The following is a 16697-nucleotide window of genomic DNA, read 5'->3' on the forward strand; positions in this document are numbered from 1 at the left end:
TGCACTCCCGAAAACTAGACACGCCGAATCTAATGGTAACTAGCTTTCAGTGATTTCTGGCATGAGCTTTAAGTAGTAATCGTAGGTATTTTGTCCAAAACAGACAAAAATTACTTGTTCTACGGAGTTATGGCTGTGTAAAAACTTATTAACTTCAGCAACAGCTATTTTAGTAGCGCGTTCCACTGGAAAGCCAAAAACACCCGTGCTAATAGCTGGGAAGGCGATCGCTTTAATTTGGTGTTTTTCCGCCAAAGCTAAACTGCGGCGATAACAACTGGCTAACAACTCATCCTCACCATAACTTCCACCTTCCCATACCGGGCCCACGGTATGAATTACCCATTGAGCCGGGAGATTATAACCTTTTGTGATCTTAGCTTCACCCGTTTTACAGCCTTTAAGCTGACGACATTCTTCCCAAAGACTAGGCCCCGCTGCACGATGAATTGCACCACATACACCCCCACCCGGCATTAATTCTTCATTTGCTGCATTGACAATAGCGTCTATTTGTAACTGAGTAATATCGCCTTGAATAACTGATGTTTGCTTGTTCATCTTGGGTTCATCGTTTTTGTCAAAATCTGTGTAGATTGCTCGCAGTCGGTTAAATATTGCTAAAAAGTGACAATTTATAATCATTGCAGCTAAATGACCGCTACAAAATAGCTCTTGACGAACGTGAGTTGTGAACAATTTCTGCAATGTGGAAATGTCAGCTAATGTTAATAATTCTGGATTAGTTATAAAACCTTGAGCTTCATCCTGCCAAGATGTCCAAGCAAAGGAAATAATAAAATTTTGTTCGTAAAGCGACGCAATAAACTTATTAAATTCTTTAGAATAAGAGTAAGGATCTAAAGTTAATGGCTCGGTTTGTATGTCATATAACTTTACATTTTTATGCAAAAATAATGTTGAAAAAGCTAATAGGGCTTCAATATTTTCCCATGTAATTTGACTGGACATCTACAAAATGTAAGTTAACTAAAATTGTACTTCATTCTATCCATTGTGAAAATTCTTGCCAGTATTCCCAAACAAGATTGATGAAAAACGACACCCCACAAGAATTAGATTCAGATCAAGAGCTAGCACGTGTGATTGATGAGGTAATGTCTTCAACTCTCAGTGATGAACAGTACCGCCAAAAGATGCAGCGCCGCAAAGAAGTTCAGGATAAACGCATTGCGGAAGCTGCTCCAGAAAAAGGATTAATTATTGTTAATACTGGTAATGGTAAAGGTAAAACGACCGCAGCTTTAGGAATGGTATTGCGATCGCTTGGTCATGGGTATAAAGTGGCGATCGTCCAATTCATCAAAGGTGCTTGGGAACCTTCAGAAAAACGGGTGTTTAGCAATTGGCAAGACCAGCTAGAATTTCATGCTATGGGAGAAGGCTTCACCTGGGAAACCCAAGATCGCGATCGCGATCTTGATAAAGCTAGCGCCGCTTGGGAAAAATCCTTAGAATACATCCGCAACCCAGATTTTAAACTGGTGCTGTTAGATGAAATCAATATTGCTCTGAGAATGGGTTATTTACAAGTTGAACAAGTGTTAGCAGGTTTGGCACAAAAACCAGCAGATAAGCACGTGATTCTTACCGGACGAGGCGCACCTACTGCTTTAATTGAGCGAGCCGACTTGGTTACAGAAATGACCCTAGTGAAACATCCCTTCAAAAATCAAGGCGTAAAAGCACAACCAGGGATCGAGTATTAAATCAGTGAACAGTGAACAGTTAACAGTTATCAAGGTTTTTTGAAAAAGTCTCACAGCAAACCTGTCGAACTGCTCAGTAACCATGAGACTTGGGAGACTCTAGCTGATAACTGATCACTGATAACTGTTCACTGAACCTAATATCCGCCTTCTTCTTCGTATTCTGGCTGTTTCTCTTTAACTTTTTTAGGAATATTCACTGGTTTTGGTGCATCATCCCAAGCATCGCCTTCGACATCATAATTGTCGTATTCATCGACGTATTGCTTTTTATAAGGTTGAGCTTCAAACTTGGGTGGTTGCTCATACCTGTCTTTATCTGTGGCTTCGCTCCAGTTGTCGTCTTCGTCGTCGTCTTCGTCATATTGAATGGATTCATACTGACGCGCTTGCATCACCTGGCGCTGTGGACGTTCTTCTTCTATATAGTCCTCATCCCATTCTTCCCGTGCTGCAGGTTCGGGAATGCGGATTTTTTGCTTAGGTGGCTGCAATGGGACTCCACTGGGGAGTTGTTTGTCTGATGCAACTGCGCGGGGCGCACTGTAGCCATATTCTTCTTCTGCGTCTCGTTCCCAAGGCGCTTTACCAATACCCAGACGCTCTAGCACACCGACTGTCAACTGATTGACTCGTTCTTCAGCGCCTTCAAACACAATCAACCGACTGGGGCCAGTGCTGACGATTTCTTCTACTGATAGTTCATAGGTACTCAGCACTTGTTCGGGAATTTGGGGTAATCCGAAAGCAGCGATGACTATAGAGTGAAGTTTACCTGTTTCGCCATTGAATTTGAAGCCCCGCACCTTGCCGAGAACTTCACCTGTTTCTGTAATTACTTCCCAGTTAATCAGGTTGCTAAGAGATTCAATTTCAATATCTTCTATTACGTCTTCGTTATCAACCAAAATGACGTCACCAATTTGGTTGATACTGTTAAGGTACATATTCCGGGGTATGCCAGAGATAGAGATCAGGCTGTCTCGTAAGCCAAGAGCCACAACCTCTCGTTGATCAATATCAACCCAGACTTGACTGACGATGCCTAACCGCTTGCCGTTGTCGCGGGTAATCACCTGAGTGTTTAATATGTCGGAACGCCTAATTATCTGTTCAGAGGTCATTCTATACGGAGTCCTGATCTCGAATCCGGTTTATCTATACACTATTATTAACAAAAACTCAAGCAGATGTATTGTCGGTTCGCAATTTAATGCCCAAAACTTGGGTGTAGGCTCCCCGTGCTTGAGTAACGCCAATTGTGCGTTCGGCTGATTCTATCATCGGACGACGCAAACTCACAACTATAAATTGTGCTTGTTGTGCTTGTTGTTTAATCATTCTAGCTAATCGTTCAACGTTTGCTCCATCTAAGAACATGTCTACTTCGTCGAAGGCGTAAAATGGCGATGGGCGGTAGCGTTGTAGGGCAAAGATAAAGCTCAAGGCTGTGAGGGATTTTTCGCCTCCTGACATGGAAGCTAGGCGCTGTACGGGTTTGCCTTTGGGGTGAGCGACTAAATTCAAGCCGCTGTTAAAGGGATCTTCGGTGTTATCGAGTTGCAAGTAGCCATCACCGTCAGATAAGGTGGCAAAGATTGATTGAAAGTTTTCGTTAACAGCGTCAAAGGCTTCTTTAAAAGCGAGTTGTCGCAATGTAGTAAAGTTTTCAATCCGTAAAAGCAGTTCTGTTCTTTCGCCTTCTAGGGTTTGTAACTTTTGCGTCAGTTCTTGCAGGCGGTTTTGTGTGCGTTCGTATTCTTCCAAGGCCAGCATATTTACTGGTTCCATTGCTTGGAGACGTTTGGTAAGCGATCGCAATTCTTTCTGCAATTCTTCTAAGTCTACTTTATCTGGCACTTCTGGGAGGGGACTGGGTAATTCGGCGGCTAAGGTTTGCAGTTGGGCTTTGACGGCGACTAATTCCTCACGCTGCTTCAGTTGGGTTTCTTGGAGTTTTTGCAGTTCCCATTCCAATTGTTGTTGACGCAGGAGATGCGATCGCAATTCCTGTTCTGTAGCGTCGCGTTTTTGCTTCTCTGCTCCCAGATTCTGTTCCATCTGACTCAGGGTAGCGCGAGTTTCTGTAATTAGAGCGCTGAGTACTGAGTGCTGAGTGCTGAGTAATTTTAGTTGATTTTGTTGCGTCTCTTGCTCACGCTGGTATTCTAAAATTCGCTGTTCGGCTTCTTGGATTTTTTCTTGCGATCGCTGTTGTTGATTTTCCAGATTTTTGCATCTTTGTTCGGCTTCTCTTAATTCCGCCTCCCGTTGTTGCAATTGTTGCTCTTGACTTTTAATGATTACCTGGATTTGTTGCCATTCACTGGGAGTTTGCGATGCTTCTAACTCTGACAACTCCTGTCTTAATTGTTGCAGTTGCGTTTCCTTTCCCGGTAAATCCCGATATAAAACCTCCAACCGGGATTGAGCCGTGGCAAATTTTTCGTTATTTTGGGCGAGTTGCGATCGCGTCCCCTCTAACTGCGCCGTCAAACTCTTAATTTCTTTGTGCAACTGTTCTAGTTGTAATTGCTGTTCTCGCCTTGCTTGACGTGCTTCTGTCACTTCCTGCGCCAGTTGTTTAGCTTTGACTGATAAAGAAGCGATCGCCTCATGACAACGCTCCAAAACCCGCTCGATATCCACCAACCGACTTCTTAAATTAGCGACTTCCTCAGATTCCGTCGCCTCCACATTGCCAAACCGCAAAGCTGAACGCTGGGTATTGCTCCCGCCAGTCATCGCCCCGCTAGTTTCCAACAATTCCCCATCTAAAGTGACGATGCGGTACAGTCCGATATTTTTCCGCGCCTGTTCCAGGGAGGTAAATACCACCGTATTGCCGAAAACATAGCTAAATACATCTTGAAAACGGCGATCGCACTCAACTAAATTCACTGCATAGCCAACAAAACCGTTTGCATAACGCAGCGTTGCATCCTGGGTAAACTTGGGTGCATGAACCTTATTTAACGGTAAAAAAGTCGCCCTTCCCGCCCGCTTCTGTTTGAGCAGTTCAATCCCCGCAGCGGCGATGCTGTCATCTTCCACCACAATATGTCCCAAACGCCCACCAGCAGAAATTTCCAAAGCCAGTTGATAGCGGGGTTCCACCTTGCCCAACTGCACCACCAAGCCACAAAGCCCAGGCATTCCCGATTGTAAAATCACCTTACTAGCTTGAGTCCCTTGGACTTCTTGCTGTGCTTGCGCTTGCGCCTCCAATTTATCTAATTGCCGTTGTTTTTCCCGTTGTTCTTGCAAAAGCCGCTTTTGGGTTTCCTGTTGGATTTGCAGTTCTTGTTCTGTGGCTGCAAGACTTTGGGCTAAATTTTGAATGGGTTCACTAGAAGTATTAAATTCCGTTTCAATGCCCCTACACTCAGCTTGCTTTACTAATAACTCTGGTTCTATGATTAAAATCTGTTGGGACTGTTCATCGATTTGCTGTCGCAGTTGATCGTTACGTTCACTCAGTTGCGCTTGTTCAGTGCGTTGGGGTTCCAAAATTTGCAGCAAAGCCTCAATTTGCCGATTTAAAGCTGTTTGTTGCTGTACCCAAGCCTCCGAAGCCGATGCGATCGCCGCTGCTGCTGCTCTAGAACTTTCTAAAGCTTGTCGCGCCTCATCCCGTTGCTGTTGCAAAGACGCGATTAATCCCGTCTGTTCAACCTGGGTGGCAGCGATTTCTGCGAGAGAATTTTGGTGTTGTGTAATTTCCTGCGCTTGTTGCGTGAGACGTTTTGCAGTTTCCTGGGTAGCGGTATTTAACTCCACTTGTTGACGCGCCAATTGCTTACGTTCCGCTTCTTGAGTAGCGAGGGTAGATTGCACCGCCAACAGTTCATCTTCTCCCAAAGCCTTTACATGGGCGTTGAGTTGCTCAAGTTCCACAGTTTTCTGCTCAATCGCCGCATTCAGAGTCGTCAATTCAGCAGTGAATTCCGCAAAAGAGCGATCGCCCGTTTGAATTTGATTGACTAATTTCTCCTGCTGTGCTTGGAGAGAACGCCAAGATAAAACCGCCTCCCAAGATTGTTTAGCCAAGAATTCCGTGCGGAGTTTTTGATATTTTTCGGCTTTGGCTCTATCTTGAGAAAGGCGATCGCGCTGCACAGTTAACTCCGTCTCAATAATCCGACAGCTATCCTCCTTCTCCTTCACCTCATCCAAAGTACCCTTAGCTTGATTAATCTTGCGATCGAAAGCCGCTACCCCAGCCAACTCATCAATAATTTCCCGACGTTCCCGTGCATTCATCGAGATAATACTAGTCACATCCCCCTGCAGCACCACATTGTACCCTTCAGGATAAACCCGCAGCGCTTGCAACTCCTCATGCAACTCCGTCAGCGTACAGGCTTCACCATTAATATAGTAATTCGACGTATAAGTCCCCTGGTGAGTCACCCTGAGCCTTCTTGTCACACTCCATTCAGTCGATTTTAGATTTTGGATTTTGGATTTTGGATTGTCTTCTTCTGCTTCCTCATCTGTCGATTTTAGATTTTGGATTTTGGATTTTGGATTGTCTTCTTCTGCTTCCTCATCTGTCGATTTTAGATTTTGGATTTTAGATTTTGGATTGTCTTCTTCTATTTCCTCACCTTCCTCCCTCTGCGACTCTGCGCCTTTGCGTGAGATATCCGAAATATCAAACGTCACCGTCACACTAGCTTCCACCGTAGAACGTCCCTTCGACGTTTGAGTATTATTCACCAAATCCGGGAGGCGATCGGCGCGCATACCCTTAGAACTAGCAAGTCCTAAACAAAACAGCAATGCATCGAGAATATTCGACTTACCAGAACCATTCGGCCCAGATATGACAGTACAACCCAACAGCAAAGGAACCTGGGTAGTACCACCGAAAGATTTAAAGTTGGTAAGCTCCACACGCTTAATGTGGACCATAGGCGCTAGATAACTGGGCTAATGAAGATAAAGTGTATCAATTAACTAGGGATTCGCAACATTTTACCAAAGAAAATTCCAGATTTCTGCTTTTGCTCTAGCATCTTTAGTATGACCTCAGTCCTTAGTGTGGCTGACAAATAGATTATAGACATAGATAGAGTGATAGCATTATAGCCAGGATGCAGCAAGAAGCATTTCCTGAGACTGGAGGCCAGCAATGACGACTACTATAAACGCCAGAAACCTCAGACTGGAAGATGTTCAGGGGTTCTTAAAATTCCAAGAGCAGTTGAACGGCTCAATTACATCATTATTATCTCTGGAACCTCTCACAGAATTTGAACGACAAGAATTATTAGAAATCCGCAATGTATTTCGCAGTTATTACGCAGGAGGTACAATCTCCGAAGGGCAAATAAAATTTCTTTTCCTCGCACCATTAATGAAATTAGCTGGTTTTTATCAGCCCAATATTAAAATTACCCTAGAAGAAAATATTGATGATATTCACGTCGAAGATGAAGATACAAATATTAAAGGCAGAATTGACATTTTAGCTGTCAATATAACCCAAGGTAGAACAGTATCGACACCATTTTGGATTGTGGTAATTGAATCTAAAAATAGCAGCATTAATTCCTCAGAGGGGTTGCCGCAATTACTCACCTATGCATATAAAAGTTTAGAGCATCAAACATCTGTTTGGGGTTTAACTACTAATGGGATGGATTATCAATTTGCTTATTTGCAACAAAGTAATCCCCCAACTTATCAACTATTCCCAAAACTAGATATAACTCGTGCTGAATCTGCATTTGAATTGTTGCAAATTCTGAAAGCAATCTGTAAGTTATAAGTAAGTGTAAATCCAGTCAACAGTCAACAGTCATCAGTCATCTCCCTTTTAAGATTCAGGGGTAGTCACTTACTTTAATTGTGGTTGTAATAATTTAATCTGTGACTGTGCATCTTGATAACCCTCTTTATTCCCCTTTTTTTCAAATAGTTTTGCTGCTTGCTGAAAATCTCCGATCGCACTTGCTCGATTTCCTTGTTTAGCCTTAATTAGACCCCGGTTATAATAGGCTAAAGCATAGCTAGGATTAACTTTAATCGCCTGGGAATAATCTTCGCTCGCAGCTTTTTGATTTCCCCGTTCCAAATGGACATTTCCTCGGTTATTATAAGCCGCAGCATTCTTAGAGTCTAGCTTAATTGCTTGGGTATAATCTTTAATTGCCCCTTGAACATCTCCAAAAGAAAAGCGGTGAGCGCCTCTGCGGACGTAAGCTATGGATGATTTTGGGTTAATCTGTAAAACTTTATTATAATCTGCAGTCGCCTCCAATTTATTACCTAATTCACTATGAGCATCTCCACGACTCAAATAAGCTTCGATATATTTAGGACTGAGATTGATGGCGTTGGTAAAATCACTCACTGCAGCATGTTTTTGTTGATTACTAAATTGAGCTAATCCTCGTTGATAATAAGCTTTAGCATCATTAGGATTAAGCTCGATGGCTGCATCCAAATCCTGAATTGCGGCTTGTTTTTGTTTCAGGCGACGGCGAATAATGCCCCGTTGCAAGTAGGCTTCGGTATAATTGGATTTAAGAGCGATCGCTTTGCTGAAATCCCCAAATGCTCCTTGATGATCCTTCATCTGCACACGAGCGATACCTCGTCCATAATAAGCGTATGCATTCCGAGAATTTAGTGTAATTGCTTTGGTGTAGTCGGCGATCGCTGCTGGATATTTTCCTAATTCATAAAACGTAAACCCTCGGTCATAGTAAGCATTAGCATCACGAGGATTAAGCTGAATAGCCTTACTAGAGTCCGCTTGTGCTTTTTGATATTCTCCTAACCGATAAAACGCATCACCCCGGCGATTATAAGCTAACGCATTTTTGGGATTGAGTTCAATAGCCTGAGTTAAATCTTTGACTGCCCCACTGTAATTGCCTATCTCATATTTTCCTACTCCCCGCTGATAGATTTCTTTTGCATTACCTACGGGTTTCGGTGTCAGGAAAAACCACGCTGCAATGCTCACAGCAATACAGCCAGCTATACCCGTCAGAATCAGTTTGATTTTTTTTGATTTTAAATTTTTCTGCTGATGTTCAGGATTATTTAGCTGCTGTAAATCATGCAAAACCTCTATTGCCGATTGGTAACGTTTACGAAAATCAAAACGCACCATTTTATCAATAATTTTTGCCAGATTTTTATTAACTTGTGAGTGGCGATTCCGCCAGACAATTTCACCAGTTAAAAGATTTTTTTGACTAGGCAATATAGCTATTTCGTTAGCCGTTAAGCCCATTATAGCAGCAATACCCACTATACCTAAAGCATATATATCACTGTTGTATTGAAAGTTTCCATGTAATTGTTCTACTGGTATATATTCGAGATTACCAACGATAGTTGTCACAATTTCTTTAACAGCACCAAAGTCAATTAAAACTAACTTGTCGTCTGATTTTCGGCGAATAATATTTGCAGGCTTAATATCTTGGTGAATCACCTGATTACTATGCACAAATACCAAAATTTCTAATATCTCTGTTAACAGATTAATGACTTGGTCTTCTGTCAGAGGGGTTCCCAATAAAATTTCTTCAGTTAAAGGTAAGCCAGGAATGAATTCTTGAACTAGGTAAAATTCTTCATTTTCTTCAAAATAAGCCACTAGCTTCTGGATTTGGTCGTGTTCTTGACCAAGCTTTTCTAAGGTTGCTGCTTCAGATGCAAACAAGCGGCGCAGAATTTTTAGAGCTTGGGGATTGTTACTAGCGGGATGTAGCTGCTTCAATATATATGGGCTGCTAGGAAGCCTAGTATCCTCCACCAAGTAGGTTTGTGCCACTTCCCCCGCACTCAGGACTGTTAATATTCGGTAACGTGCATCCAGAAGCTGACTATTCATGAAAATAAAAATAGTTTTACATGGAATTATCTGATTATAGCTTGCGTATTATTACTGATTAAATTTTAATTTTTATATAGAAAAACCAAAAAAGGCGAATTTCTGGGAAATTAGGGTTTTAACGTAGTCTACAGTCAAAGCGATCGCCCTGACTCGTGGACTTCATTGACCTGAAAAATGGTGTATTTTGCATCATTCTCAACCAAAGCTGAGAAACTGGGTTGTCATGGTTGATAAATTTCCAGAAACCAGATTTTTGTAACTGTATGATACCCAAAAAATATCTATAATTTGGTAATGTGATCTCTAACTAAATTAGTTAAAAGGTGAAAGATAACTTCTTTCTCAAATTTACCCTGATATTGTTAGGGATGGGTGAAATTAGAGATATATTTCCCGATAAAAATCAGTGAAATTACTCAGTAAGATGCTAATTCAAATCATTATAAATCCCAAATAAAAGATTGAAAATCCACATATTTGAACTACATAAAAACCAGGCTACTACGGCAAAGCGTCAATTAATCAAGGCACTCCAGCACCGTAACATAGCTGCTATCCAGATTTTTATGGCGCAGGGGCGAAAAATTCTGGGGGCTGATAAGTTAACCGATTTGATTGTTAATGAGGTGATGCTTGAATGTGATGCTGATAGTTATAGTTGGTTTTGGCAAACTTTTTTAGGGCAATCTAGATATGAAGAAATACAGCGAAAAGCCCAAAATCAAGTTTTTCAAATGTTAGTGAATATAGGCTTAGAACCTGGCAAAGACTTCAGCTTTGGTCTAGATAGTGAGATGATGATCAGCGATCGCACCCAAGAAACCCTACTCAGTACTTACGCTGGAACTACGAATTTTTCGTTACCAGCCAGCCCAAAAGCGCTGTGAATAGCTTGCAAAGCCTCTACACCTTGCTCTTGCGGTACTACACAGCTAATTTTGATTTCTGAGGTAGCAATCATTTGAATATTAATTTGATGTTGAGCTAAAGCCTCGAACATCTTAGCAGCTACACCTGGTTGCCCCACCATCCCGGAACCAACGATACTCACCTTAGCGATCGCATTATCCAGCACAACTTCACCCCATCCTAATTCTGCGGCTACTTGCGTAAGTATATTCTTGGTATTTTCCCCATCCATCCGGGCGACGGTAAAGGCTATATCTCGTCGGGGAACGCCATCAACTATTCGACAGCGCTGAGATTGAATAATCATGTCAACGCTGATATTGTGACGGGCCAACAATCCAAATAGCCGCGCCGCTGTCCCCGGACGATCTAGCACTTGGCGAATCGCCAGCCGCGCTTGATTCATATCTAAGGCGACACCACGGACGGGGGTAGAGGCAAGGGGGCAGGGAGCTCTTAGCAGGGGAGAAAGTTCAGATGGGGATTCGACCCCAACCCCACTTGCTGCGCCAGCTTCGAGCAGGGTACGAGAACCACTTTGTAGAAGTGGGGGACTCAAACCTATTTTCTGCTCTGCTCCACGGCTCTCGGTTGAGGTCATCTCCCCCTGCCCCCTGCTCCCTGCCCCCTGCCTCATTACTTCCTCATCTTCTATCTCAAAGGCTTTCCGGAGTGCGGCGACGGCGCGATCGCATTCTGCAGATGCAACTACACAACTGACTTTCACTTCACTAGTAGAAATCATTTGGATGTTCACCTCTGCGGCGGCTAAGGTGGCGAACATCTGCGCCGCCACACCCGGACGCCCAATCATCCCCGCCCCTGCAATACTGACTTTGGCAATATTCTGTTCTACCATCACCTCAGCCTCATTGGTTTTGCCGTTGGACTGATTCCTCAGTGCTGGGGCGATAGCTGCAGCTACTGCTTCTGCCCGTTTTAATATTGGTGTGGTGACAGTGAAGGCGATGTCATTACTATTACCTTCGTGAATCGACTGGATAATTAAATCTACGTCTACTTTTTGCCGAGCAATTTCACCAAATAACCTTGCTGCCACCCCTGGTTTATCGGGTACACGCAACAGTGCAACCTTCGCTTGGTCTGTGTCAAATTCTACACCATCTACTGGACGAGCGATTTCTAAATTCACAAGCGATCGCCCTGGGGCTTGCGGCGATGTCACCCAAGTTCCCGGATCATCAGTCCAGCTAGACCTCACCACCAAGGGCACACCATAATTCCGGGCAATTTCCACAGCCCGTGGGTGTAGCACCTTTGCTCCCAAACTAGCCAATTCCAGCATTTCGTCACTCGTGATTTCCGCCATCAGTTGAGCTTCTGGAACCAGACGTGGGTCTGTAGTTAAAATACCGGGCACATCTGTATAAATTTCACAAAAATTTGCCCGTAAAGCCGCCGCCAACGCCACCGCTGAAGTGTCAGAACCGCCGCGCCCCAATGTAGTAATTTCTAATTCATCGGTGCTGGCTATACCTTGAAACCCAGCCACTACAACTACCTTACCGAGACTAAGATGCCGCATCAAGCGATCGGTTTCAATGTGCAAAATCCGAGCGCGGGTATGTTCAGCTTCGGTAACAATTCCTACCTGAGCGCCCGTCATAGAAATTGCCGGCTGTCCGATTTCCTGCAATGCCATACTCAGGAGAGCGATCGTCACTTGCTCCCCAGTCGAAAGCAGCATATCCATTTCCCGACGGTTAGGATTGGTAGAAACGCCATTGGCTAGCTTTACCAGTCCATCGGTGGTTTTACCCATTGCAGAAACCACTACAACCAGTGAATTTCCCTCCTTCACAGTCTTGTAAACGCGCTGTGCGACAGCTTGAATACGTTCAACTGAACCGACAGAGGTACCACCAAATTTCTGGACTATAAGCATAAACCACGCAAAATTAATATTTTCAGTAAGATAATCTCGTTTTTTCTGGAAATTTAGATCCTTGTTACACCAACATGCCGTAAAAAACTATTAACACTTTAATTAAAAAACTTCACCCATATAAATTTATCAGATAACTTGAGACTTCCATAAAAGAAATTACCCACGTAGCTACAAGGTTGGTTTGAAGCAATGCGTTAACCAAAAACACATCGTACGGGCACGGCATTGGTAAAGTTATCGGCTTTCAGTGACCGCCTGCACGGACTCTCTGAAACCCGCGCAGGCGGGTTTAGTTTGTATAGCCCTAGACTTCTGTCTGAGGGCGATCCGCCAAAACGGGATGCTCTCCTGCGATTTGAATCAGAACCAGGTAAAGGTACTGAGTTGTGGATTGAGATTCCTTTACGACAGGAGAACAGACCAGCAGTATCCAAATCTGAATCAGTCATGTAATATCATGTCCGGCTGATTAATTATGAATCCCGCATCTGTGCAAAAACCTGAAAACTCTTTCTCCCCCCTGCTCCCTGGTTTCTTGCAGTCTTCATGATAAGTCTTTCACCGGAGACGATATAACAGGCGATCGCCTGGATAATTTAACAACTAAGATGAGGTAATAGACTGGCTAACTAATCCACCAAGTCTACTACTCATCTGCTGCTAATAGTGCTGCTTTACTCAACTCAATTACACGCATCGAATCTGGAAAATATATGACAGGAGTTGTTTTATTTATTAACGCAGCAAGCTAGCGAAATTGCTCTTGCAAAAGGATAAGCCATGCAAAACCTAGATACATTCAACACCGTAGGGCTGAGTTTAGAGCTATTTCATGTCCAAACGGGCACATCTTTTGAGTTACCAGCCAAGTTGTCTGCAGTTACCATTGGTAAGCCAAATAACCAAACTCCGCCTGATATTGATGTTTCCAACTTACCAAATGCTGACGTAGTTTCTCGCACTCATGCACAAATTCGCCTAGATGGCAGTAATTACTTCATTGAAGATTGGGGAAGTTCTAACGGGACATTTCTTAACGACACAAAGCTAGAACCTCTAACTCCCTATCAGCTAAATCTAGGAGATAAAATAGACTTAGGTCAAGGTAGTCAAGTAACATTTATATTTCAATATAAACAACATCTGCAACAAAATGTCATTGTGAAATCAAACTCTACAGAACTGCAGTCACAAATTTCTAAGAATAGCAAGCAAGCGGCTGTCAATCGTAACAGCAGGCTGATAGGTATGGCTTTGATGGTTGCAGCGATCGTGATTTTAACTGCCAATGTCCAAGTGGGGATTTTTGTCCGTATCCCTGGTATCTTGCTATGTATGGCGGGGATTTTCGTTCTTTTTCAGCGACAATTTAATCACAATATAGGATGGCTTTTAATCGCCTTGGGAATCGGCGTTATTGTATTTACTGGCAATGTATTCGCTTCAGTAAATCTTTTGGTGATTGTCGGTACAGCAGCTTTATTCATTGCTGGATATCAACTGTTTAATTATGGAAATATATTTGGTTATGATTTACAATCCATCAAGGGTTTATTAAAAAAGTAGTTCAACAGTTATCAGTTATCAGTTGAGTGCAATACAGTCTTAATGAGGGAGTCAGAATTCGGGAGACTGAAACCGTGATAACTGTTAACTGTTAACTGTAAACTGTTCACTGATTTAAAAAAGCCCCCAACCTAGGGCTGAGGGCTGTAAATTAATTAGGGTGCATCTACCATTTATTTATCCCTTTGGTTTTTAGCTGCATCAGGAAAGATTGCAAAAGATATATTTATAGTCATTGCGTTGGCGTCAGCCTTCCCGCAGGGGGGTAGATTTTTGGGTGATGGGTATTTGGATGATAAATTCTGTACCTTTGTTTGGTGTAGATAAACACTCTAACTGACCATTATGTTTCTCCGTAATGATTTGGTAACTGATGGATAAACCAAGTCCAGTTCCCTTACCTACAGGCTTGGTAGTAAAAAAGGGGTCAAATATTTTGGCAAGTTGTGTTTCCAAGATTCCCAACGCATTGTCTATGATATGGATAGTAATTGCTTCGGGGGTAATTTGTTGGGTACGTATCTGAATCTGGGGTTGGATGGAATTGGTTTCCATTGCTTCATCTAAAGCATCAATTGCATTGCTGAGGATGTTCATAAACACCTGATTTAATTGTCCAGGATAACATTCGATCAGCGGTAAGTCTGCGTACTCTTTGCTGATGGCGATCGCGCACCGATGAGGTTGGACTTTCAAGCGATGATTCAAAATCATCAACGTACTATCAATTCCTGAGTGAATATCTGCTAATTTACGCTCAGATTCATCCAGACGAGAGAAATTGCGAAGGGAAAGGACGATTTTTTGAATGCGATCGCTACCCACCTGCAGAGAATCTATTAATTTAGGTAAATCCTGCTGTAAATAGTCTAAATCTATCTCTTCAATGAACTGATTAATTACCATATTAGTTTCAGGATAGTACTGCTGATATAGTTGCAATAATTTGAGGATATCATTTATATAATTAGTTAAATGTAATAGATTGCCATGAATAAAATTAGTAGGGTTATTAATTTCGTGGGCAATTCCTGCTACCATTTGACCCAAGCCAGACATTTTTTCTGCTTGAATTAACTGAGCTTGAGTCTCTTTTAATTCTCTTAAAGTAGCTTCTAGTTGCTGCATTTGTTGTTGATTTGTCTGTTGTCTCAATGACAATTGTTCTGCCATGTAATTGAAACTTGTTGCCAGTTCTCCGATTTCATCTTGAGAGAAAACTTCTGCTCGTTCTGTCATGTTCCCTTGGGAAAACTTTTGAGATGCTTGTGTCAAATATCTGACGGGACGAGTAATCGCTCTTGTTAAAATTCCGGCTAATCCAATATCAATTATTAATGTGAAAACAGCAATCGCCGCTTGTAATGACAGACTATCTCTGAGTAGAGTATTTAAATCTGTTTCCGGTGTACCTCTTACCAATACTGCGACTGGTTTCCCTGCATAGTTAACAAGTTTTTTAGCAGCTACAGTATAAGTCTTTCCTTGGAGAGAAATACGCTCAGTCACAATCTTATCCTTTGTGGCGATCGCGCTTTTCAATAAGGATGTGTTTGGTAGTGGTAAATTTAGTAAATATTTTTGGTTTTCTGCTTTTTGGCGATGATTGCTATTATTTGTCTCAATTGCCGCAGTCGCTAACTGCAATTCTCCCTTAGCAGATTGTGAATAAATTGCACTATAGCCGCCATCTTGTGCATCTAAGGTTTGAGTGACAATAGGTAGTTTTTGATTAACAATGTCTCCAGATAACAAAGCACCAATAATCTGAAGAGTTTGTGGATCTTTTACTGGTGTGACTGTGTAGCGAATTAAGGATTCTTTTCCCTCAATTCCTAGTGGTATAGGAGGATTCTCTTTAGCTAATTCTTCCCAAGTCACAATCTCGCTGGTTTTGATTTGCTCCGGGTTACGAAAAATTTCCGTCACCAAATTCTGGGGGTTAAAGATTTCTCCAGTGCGATCGTGATTGGCATTCACAATAATTCGTAAATCTCGCCCGACTAACGTAGCATATTCTATTTTTCTGGCTTTTATTTCATTTTGCAATATTTTCTTGACTTTCTCTTGTAGCTCAGGGCTTAACTTCTGGGATTGACTATGCTTTTGGGCAGCAGCAATAATTGCCAAGTTATCAGATTGTCCCCGAAAACCAAATCCCATCTGATTAACTTTAATATTATAGTTAATCTCTGTCACAGCCAGTTCAGACTTAGCTTGATTAACTAAAACACTCCGTCCACCATTAATAATTAAAATAGACCCTGTTCCTACCAATCCCACAATAGAAATTATTTCTGAAGTAAACAAAGCAATTAGCTGTTTGCGCCGAATCGATAAATTATAAAACCATTTTAAAGAGAGAATTTTATTATATTTCATTACTTCATCTGCTAATCTACTCGGCAACTGCTAAGTAGATGGACAGAATTAATTACACAATGACTGTAAATATTTTTGTCCAGCTACTTATAATCAAAAAATCAACCCAGGAATTTACACCTTAATATACCCAGATTTCCCCAAAATTCCCCATTATTCAGGTTTTTTTAGAAAAAATATCTGGAAAGAAAATAATTATAGATAAGCAGTAAACCAAAAAGCTTTTCCCCAGAAACTGTGGTTATGAACGTCGTGGCATTTGTGGCGGGCGGGCGCGCTCATACATTATTAACCAACGCTTTAACAGAACTGATGAGTGCAGAGGTAAGCGTTTACACAA

11 protein-coding genes are annotated in these 16697 nt (G+C 42.2%); 5 read left to right on the top strand and 6 right to left on the bottom strand.

Annotation, left to right across the window (positions count from 1 at the left end):
* Positions 1-39: 39 nt before the first annotated feature.
* The gene (locus CAL7507_RS33235; protein ID WP_015131285.1) at positions 40-972 is read right to left on the bottom strand and encodes an O-acetyl-ADP-ribose deacetylase; all 933 of its coding nucleotides are present in this window, start codon (positions 970-972) and stop codon (positions 40-42) included.
* Between the two features lie 80 nt (positions 973-1052).
* Here CAL7507_RS33235 and cobO point away from each other — a divergent pair, with 80 nt between their 5' ends.
* The gene (gene cobO, locus CAL7507_RS25075; RefSeq protein WP_015131286.1) at positions 1053-1730 is read left to right on the top strand and encodes a cob(I)yrinic acid a,c-diamide adenosyltransferase; all 678 of its coding nucleotides are present in this window, start codon (positions 1053-1055) and stop codon (positions 1728-1730) included.
* A 137-nt stretch (positions 1731-1867) separates the two neighbouring features.
* Here the strand turns inward: cobO and CAL7507_RS25080 are convergent, their stop codons facing one another.
* Together CAL7507_RS25080 and smc are read right to left on the bottom strand one after the other, a co-directional pair.
* Positions 1868-2854: a PRC-barrel domain-containing protein gene (locus tag CAL7507_RS25080; RefSeq protein WP_015131287.1), complete on the bottom strand. Its 987-nt coding sequence runs from the start codon at positions 2852-2854 to the stop codon at positions 1868-1870.
* Positions 2855-2912: 58 nt separating this feature from the next.
* Positions 2913-6647: a chromosome segregation protein SMC gene (smc, locus tag CAL7507_RS25085; protein ID WP_015131288.1), complete on the bottom strand. Its 3735-nt coding sequence runs from the start codon at positions 6645-6647 to the stop codon at positions 2913-2915.
* A gap of 220 nt (positions 6648-6867) precedes the next feature.
* Here smc and CAL7507_RS25090 point away from each other — a divergent pair, with 220 nt between their 5' ends.
* On the top strand, positions 6868-7506 hold the full coding sequence (locus CAL7507_RS25090) for a hypothetical protein (protein WP_015131289.1): 639 nt from the start codon (positions 6868-6870) through the stop codon (positions 7504-7506).
* Between the two features lie 69 nt (positions 7507-7575).
* On the opposite strand, the gene CAL7507_RS25095 is transcribed toward CAL7507_RS25090, so the two are convergent.
* On the bottom strand, positions 7576-9588 hold the full coding sequence (locus CAL7507_RS25095) for a serine/threonine-protein kinase (RefSeq protein WP_015131290.1): 2013 nt from the start codon (positions 9586-9588) through the stop codon (positions 7576-7578).
* A gap of 464 nt (positions 9589-10052) precedes the next feature.
* Between CAL7507_RS25095 and CAL7507_RS25100 the strand changes: the two genes are divergently transcribed.
* Complete coding sequence (locus CAL7507_RS25100; RefSeq protein ID WP_144051259.1) at positions 10053-10478, top strand: hypothetical protein; 426 nt, start codon at positions 10053-10055, stop codon at positions 10476-10478.
* Here the strand turns inward: CAL7507_RS25100 and CAL7507_RS25105 are convergent.
* The gene (locus CAL7507_RS25105; protein ID WP_015131292.1) at positions 10427-12406 is read right to left on the bottom strand and encodes an aspartate kinase; all 1980 of its coding nucleotides are present in this window, start codon (positions 12404-12406) and stop codon (positions 10427-10429) included. The two genes, CAL7507_RS25100 and CAL7507_RS25105, sit on opposite strands and share 52 nt — an antisense overlap.
* Positions 12407-12634: 228 nt before the next feature.
* On the opposite strand from CAL7507_RS25105, the gene CAL7507_RS25110 reads away from it, so the two are divergent.
* On the top strand, positions 12635-12862 hold the full coding sequence (locus CAL7507_RS25110; protein ID WP_042341573.1) for an ATP-binding protein: 228 nt from the start codon (positions 12635-12637) through the stop codon (positions 12860-12862).
* A 327-nt stretch (positions 12863-13189) separates the two neighbouring features.
* Complete coding sequence (locus tag CAL7507_RS25115) at positions 13190-13975, top strand: FHA domain-containing protein (protein WP_015131293.1); 786 nt, start codon at positions 13190-13192, stop codon at positions 13973-13975.
* A 246-nt stretch (positions 13976-14221) separates the two neighbouring features.
* On the opposite strand, the gene CAL7507_RS25120 is transcribed toward CAL7507_RS25115, so the two are convergent.
* Complete coding sequence (locus CAL7507_RS25120; protein ID WP_015131294.1) at positions 14222-16357, bottom strand: sensor histidine kinase; 2136 nt, start codon at positions 16355-16357, stop codon at positions 14222-14224.
* Between the last annotated feature and the right edge of the window lie 340 nt (positions 16358-16697).

Origin of the sequence: Calothrix sp. PCC 7507 (assembly GCF_000316575.1) — a bacterium.
Classification (GTDB): domain Bacteria; phylum Cyanobacteriota; class Cyanobacteriia; order Cyanobacteriales; family Nostocaceae; genus Fortiea.

Excerpts from the sequence above, each read along its gene's own strand:
- CAL7507_RS33235 (WP_015131285.1), bottom strand. The coding sequence starts at position 972 with ATGTCCAGTCAAATTACATGGGAAAATATTGAAGCCCTATTAGCTTTT.
- cobO (WP_015131286.1), top strand. The coding sequence starts at position 1,053 with ATGAAAAACGACACCCCACAAGAATTAGATTCAGATCAAGAGCTAGCA.
- CAL7507_RS25120 (WP_015131294.1), bottom strand. The coding sequence starts at position 16,357 with ATGAAATATAATAAAATTCTCTCTTTAAAATGGTTTTATAATTTATCG.
- CAL7507_RS25095 (WP_015131290.1), bottom strand. The coding sequence starts at position 9,588 with ATGAATAGTCAGCTTCTGGATGCACGTTACCGAATATTAACAGTCCTG.
- CAL7507_RS25080 (WP_015131287.1), bottom strand. The coding sequence starts at position 2,854 with ATGACCTCTGAACAGATAATTAGGCGTTCCGACATATTAAACACTCAG.
- CAL7507_RS25115 (WP_015131293.1), top strand. The coding sequence starts at position 13,190 with ATGCAAAACCTAGATACATTCAACACCGTAGGGCTGAGTTTAGAGCTA.
- CAL7507_RS25105 (WP_015131292.1), bottom strand. The coding sequence starts at position 12,406 with ATGCTTATAGTCCAGAAATTTGGTGGTACCTCTGTCGGTTCAGTTGAA.
- smc (WP_015131288.1), bottom strand. The coding sequence starts at position 6,647 with ATGGTCCACATTAAGCGTGTGGAGCTTACCAACTTTAAATCTTTCGGT.
- CAL7507_RS25090 (WP_015131289.1), top strand. The coding sequence starts at position 6,868 with ATGACGACTACTATAAACGCCAGAAACCTCAGACTGGAAGATGTTCAG.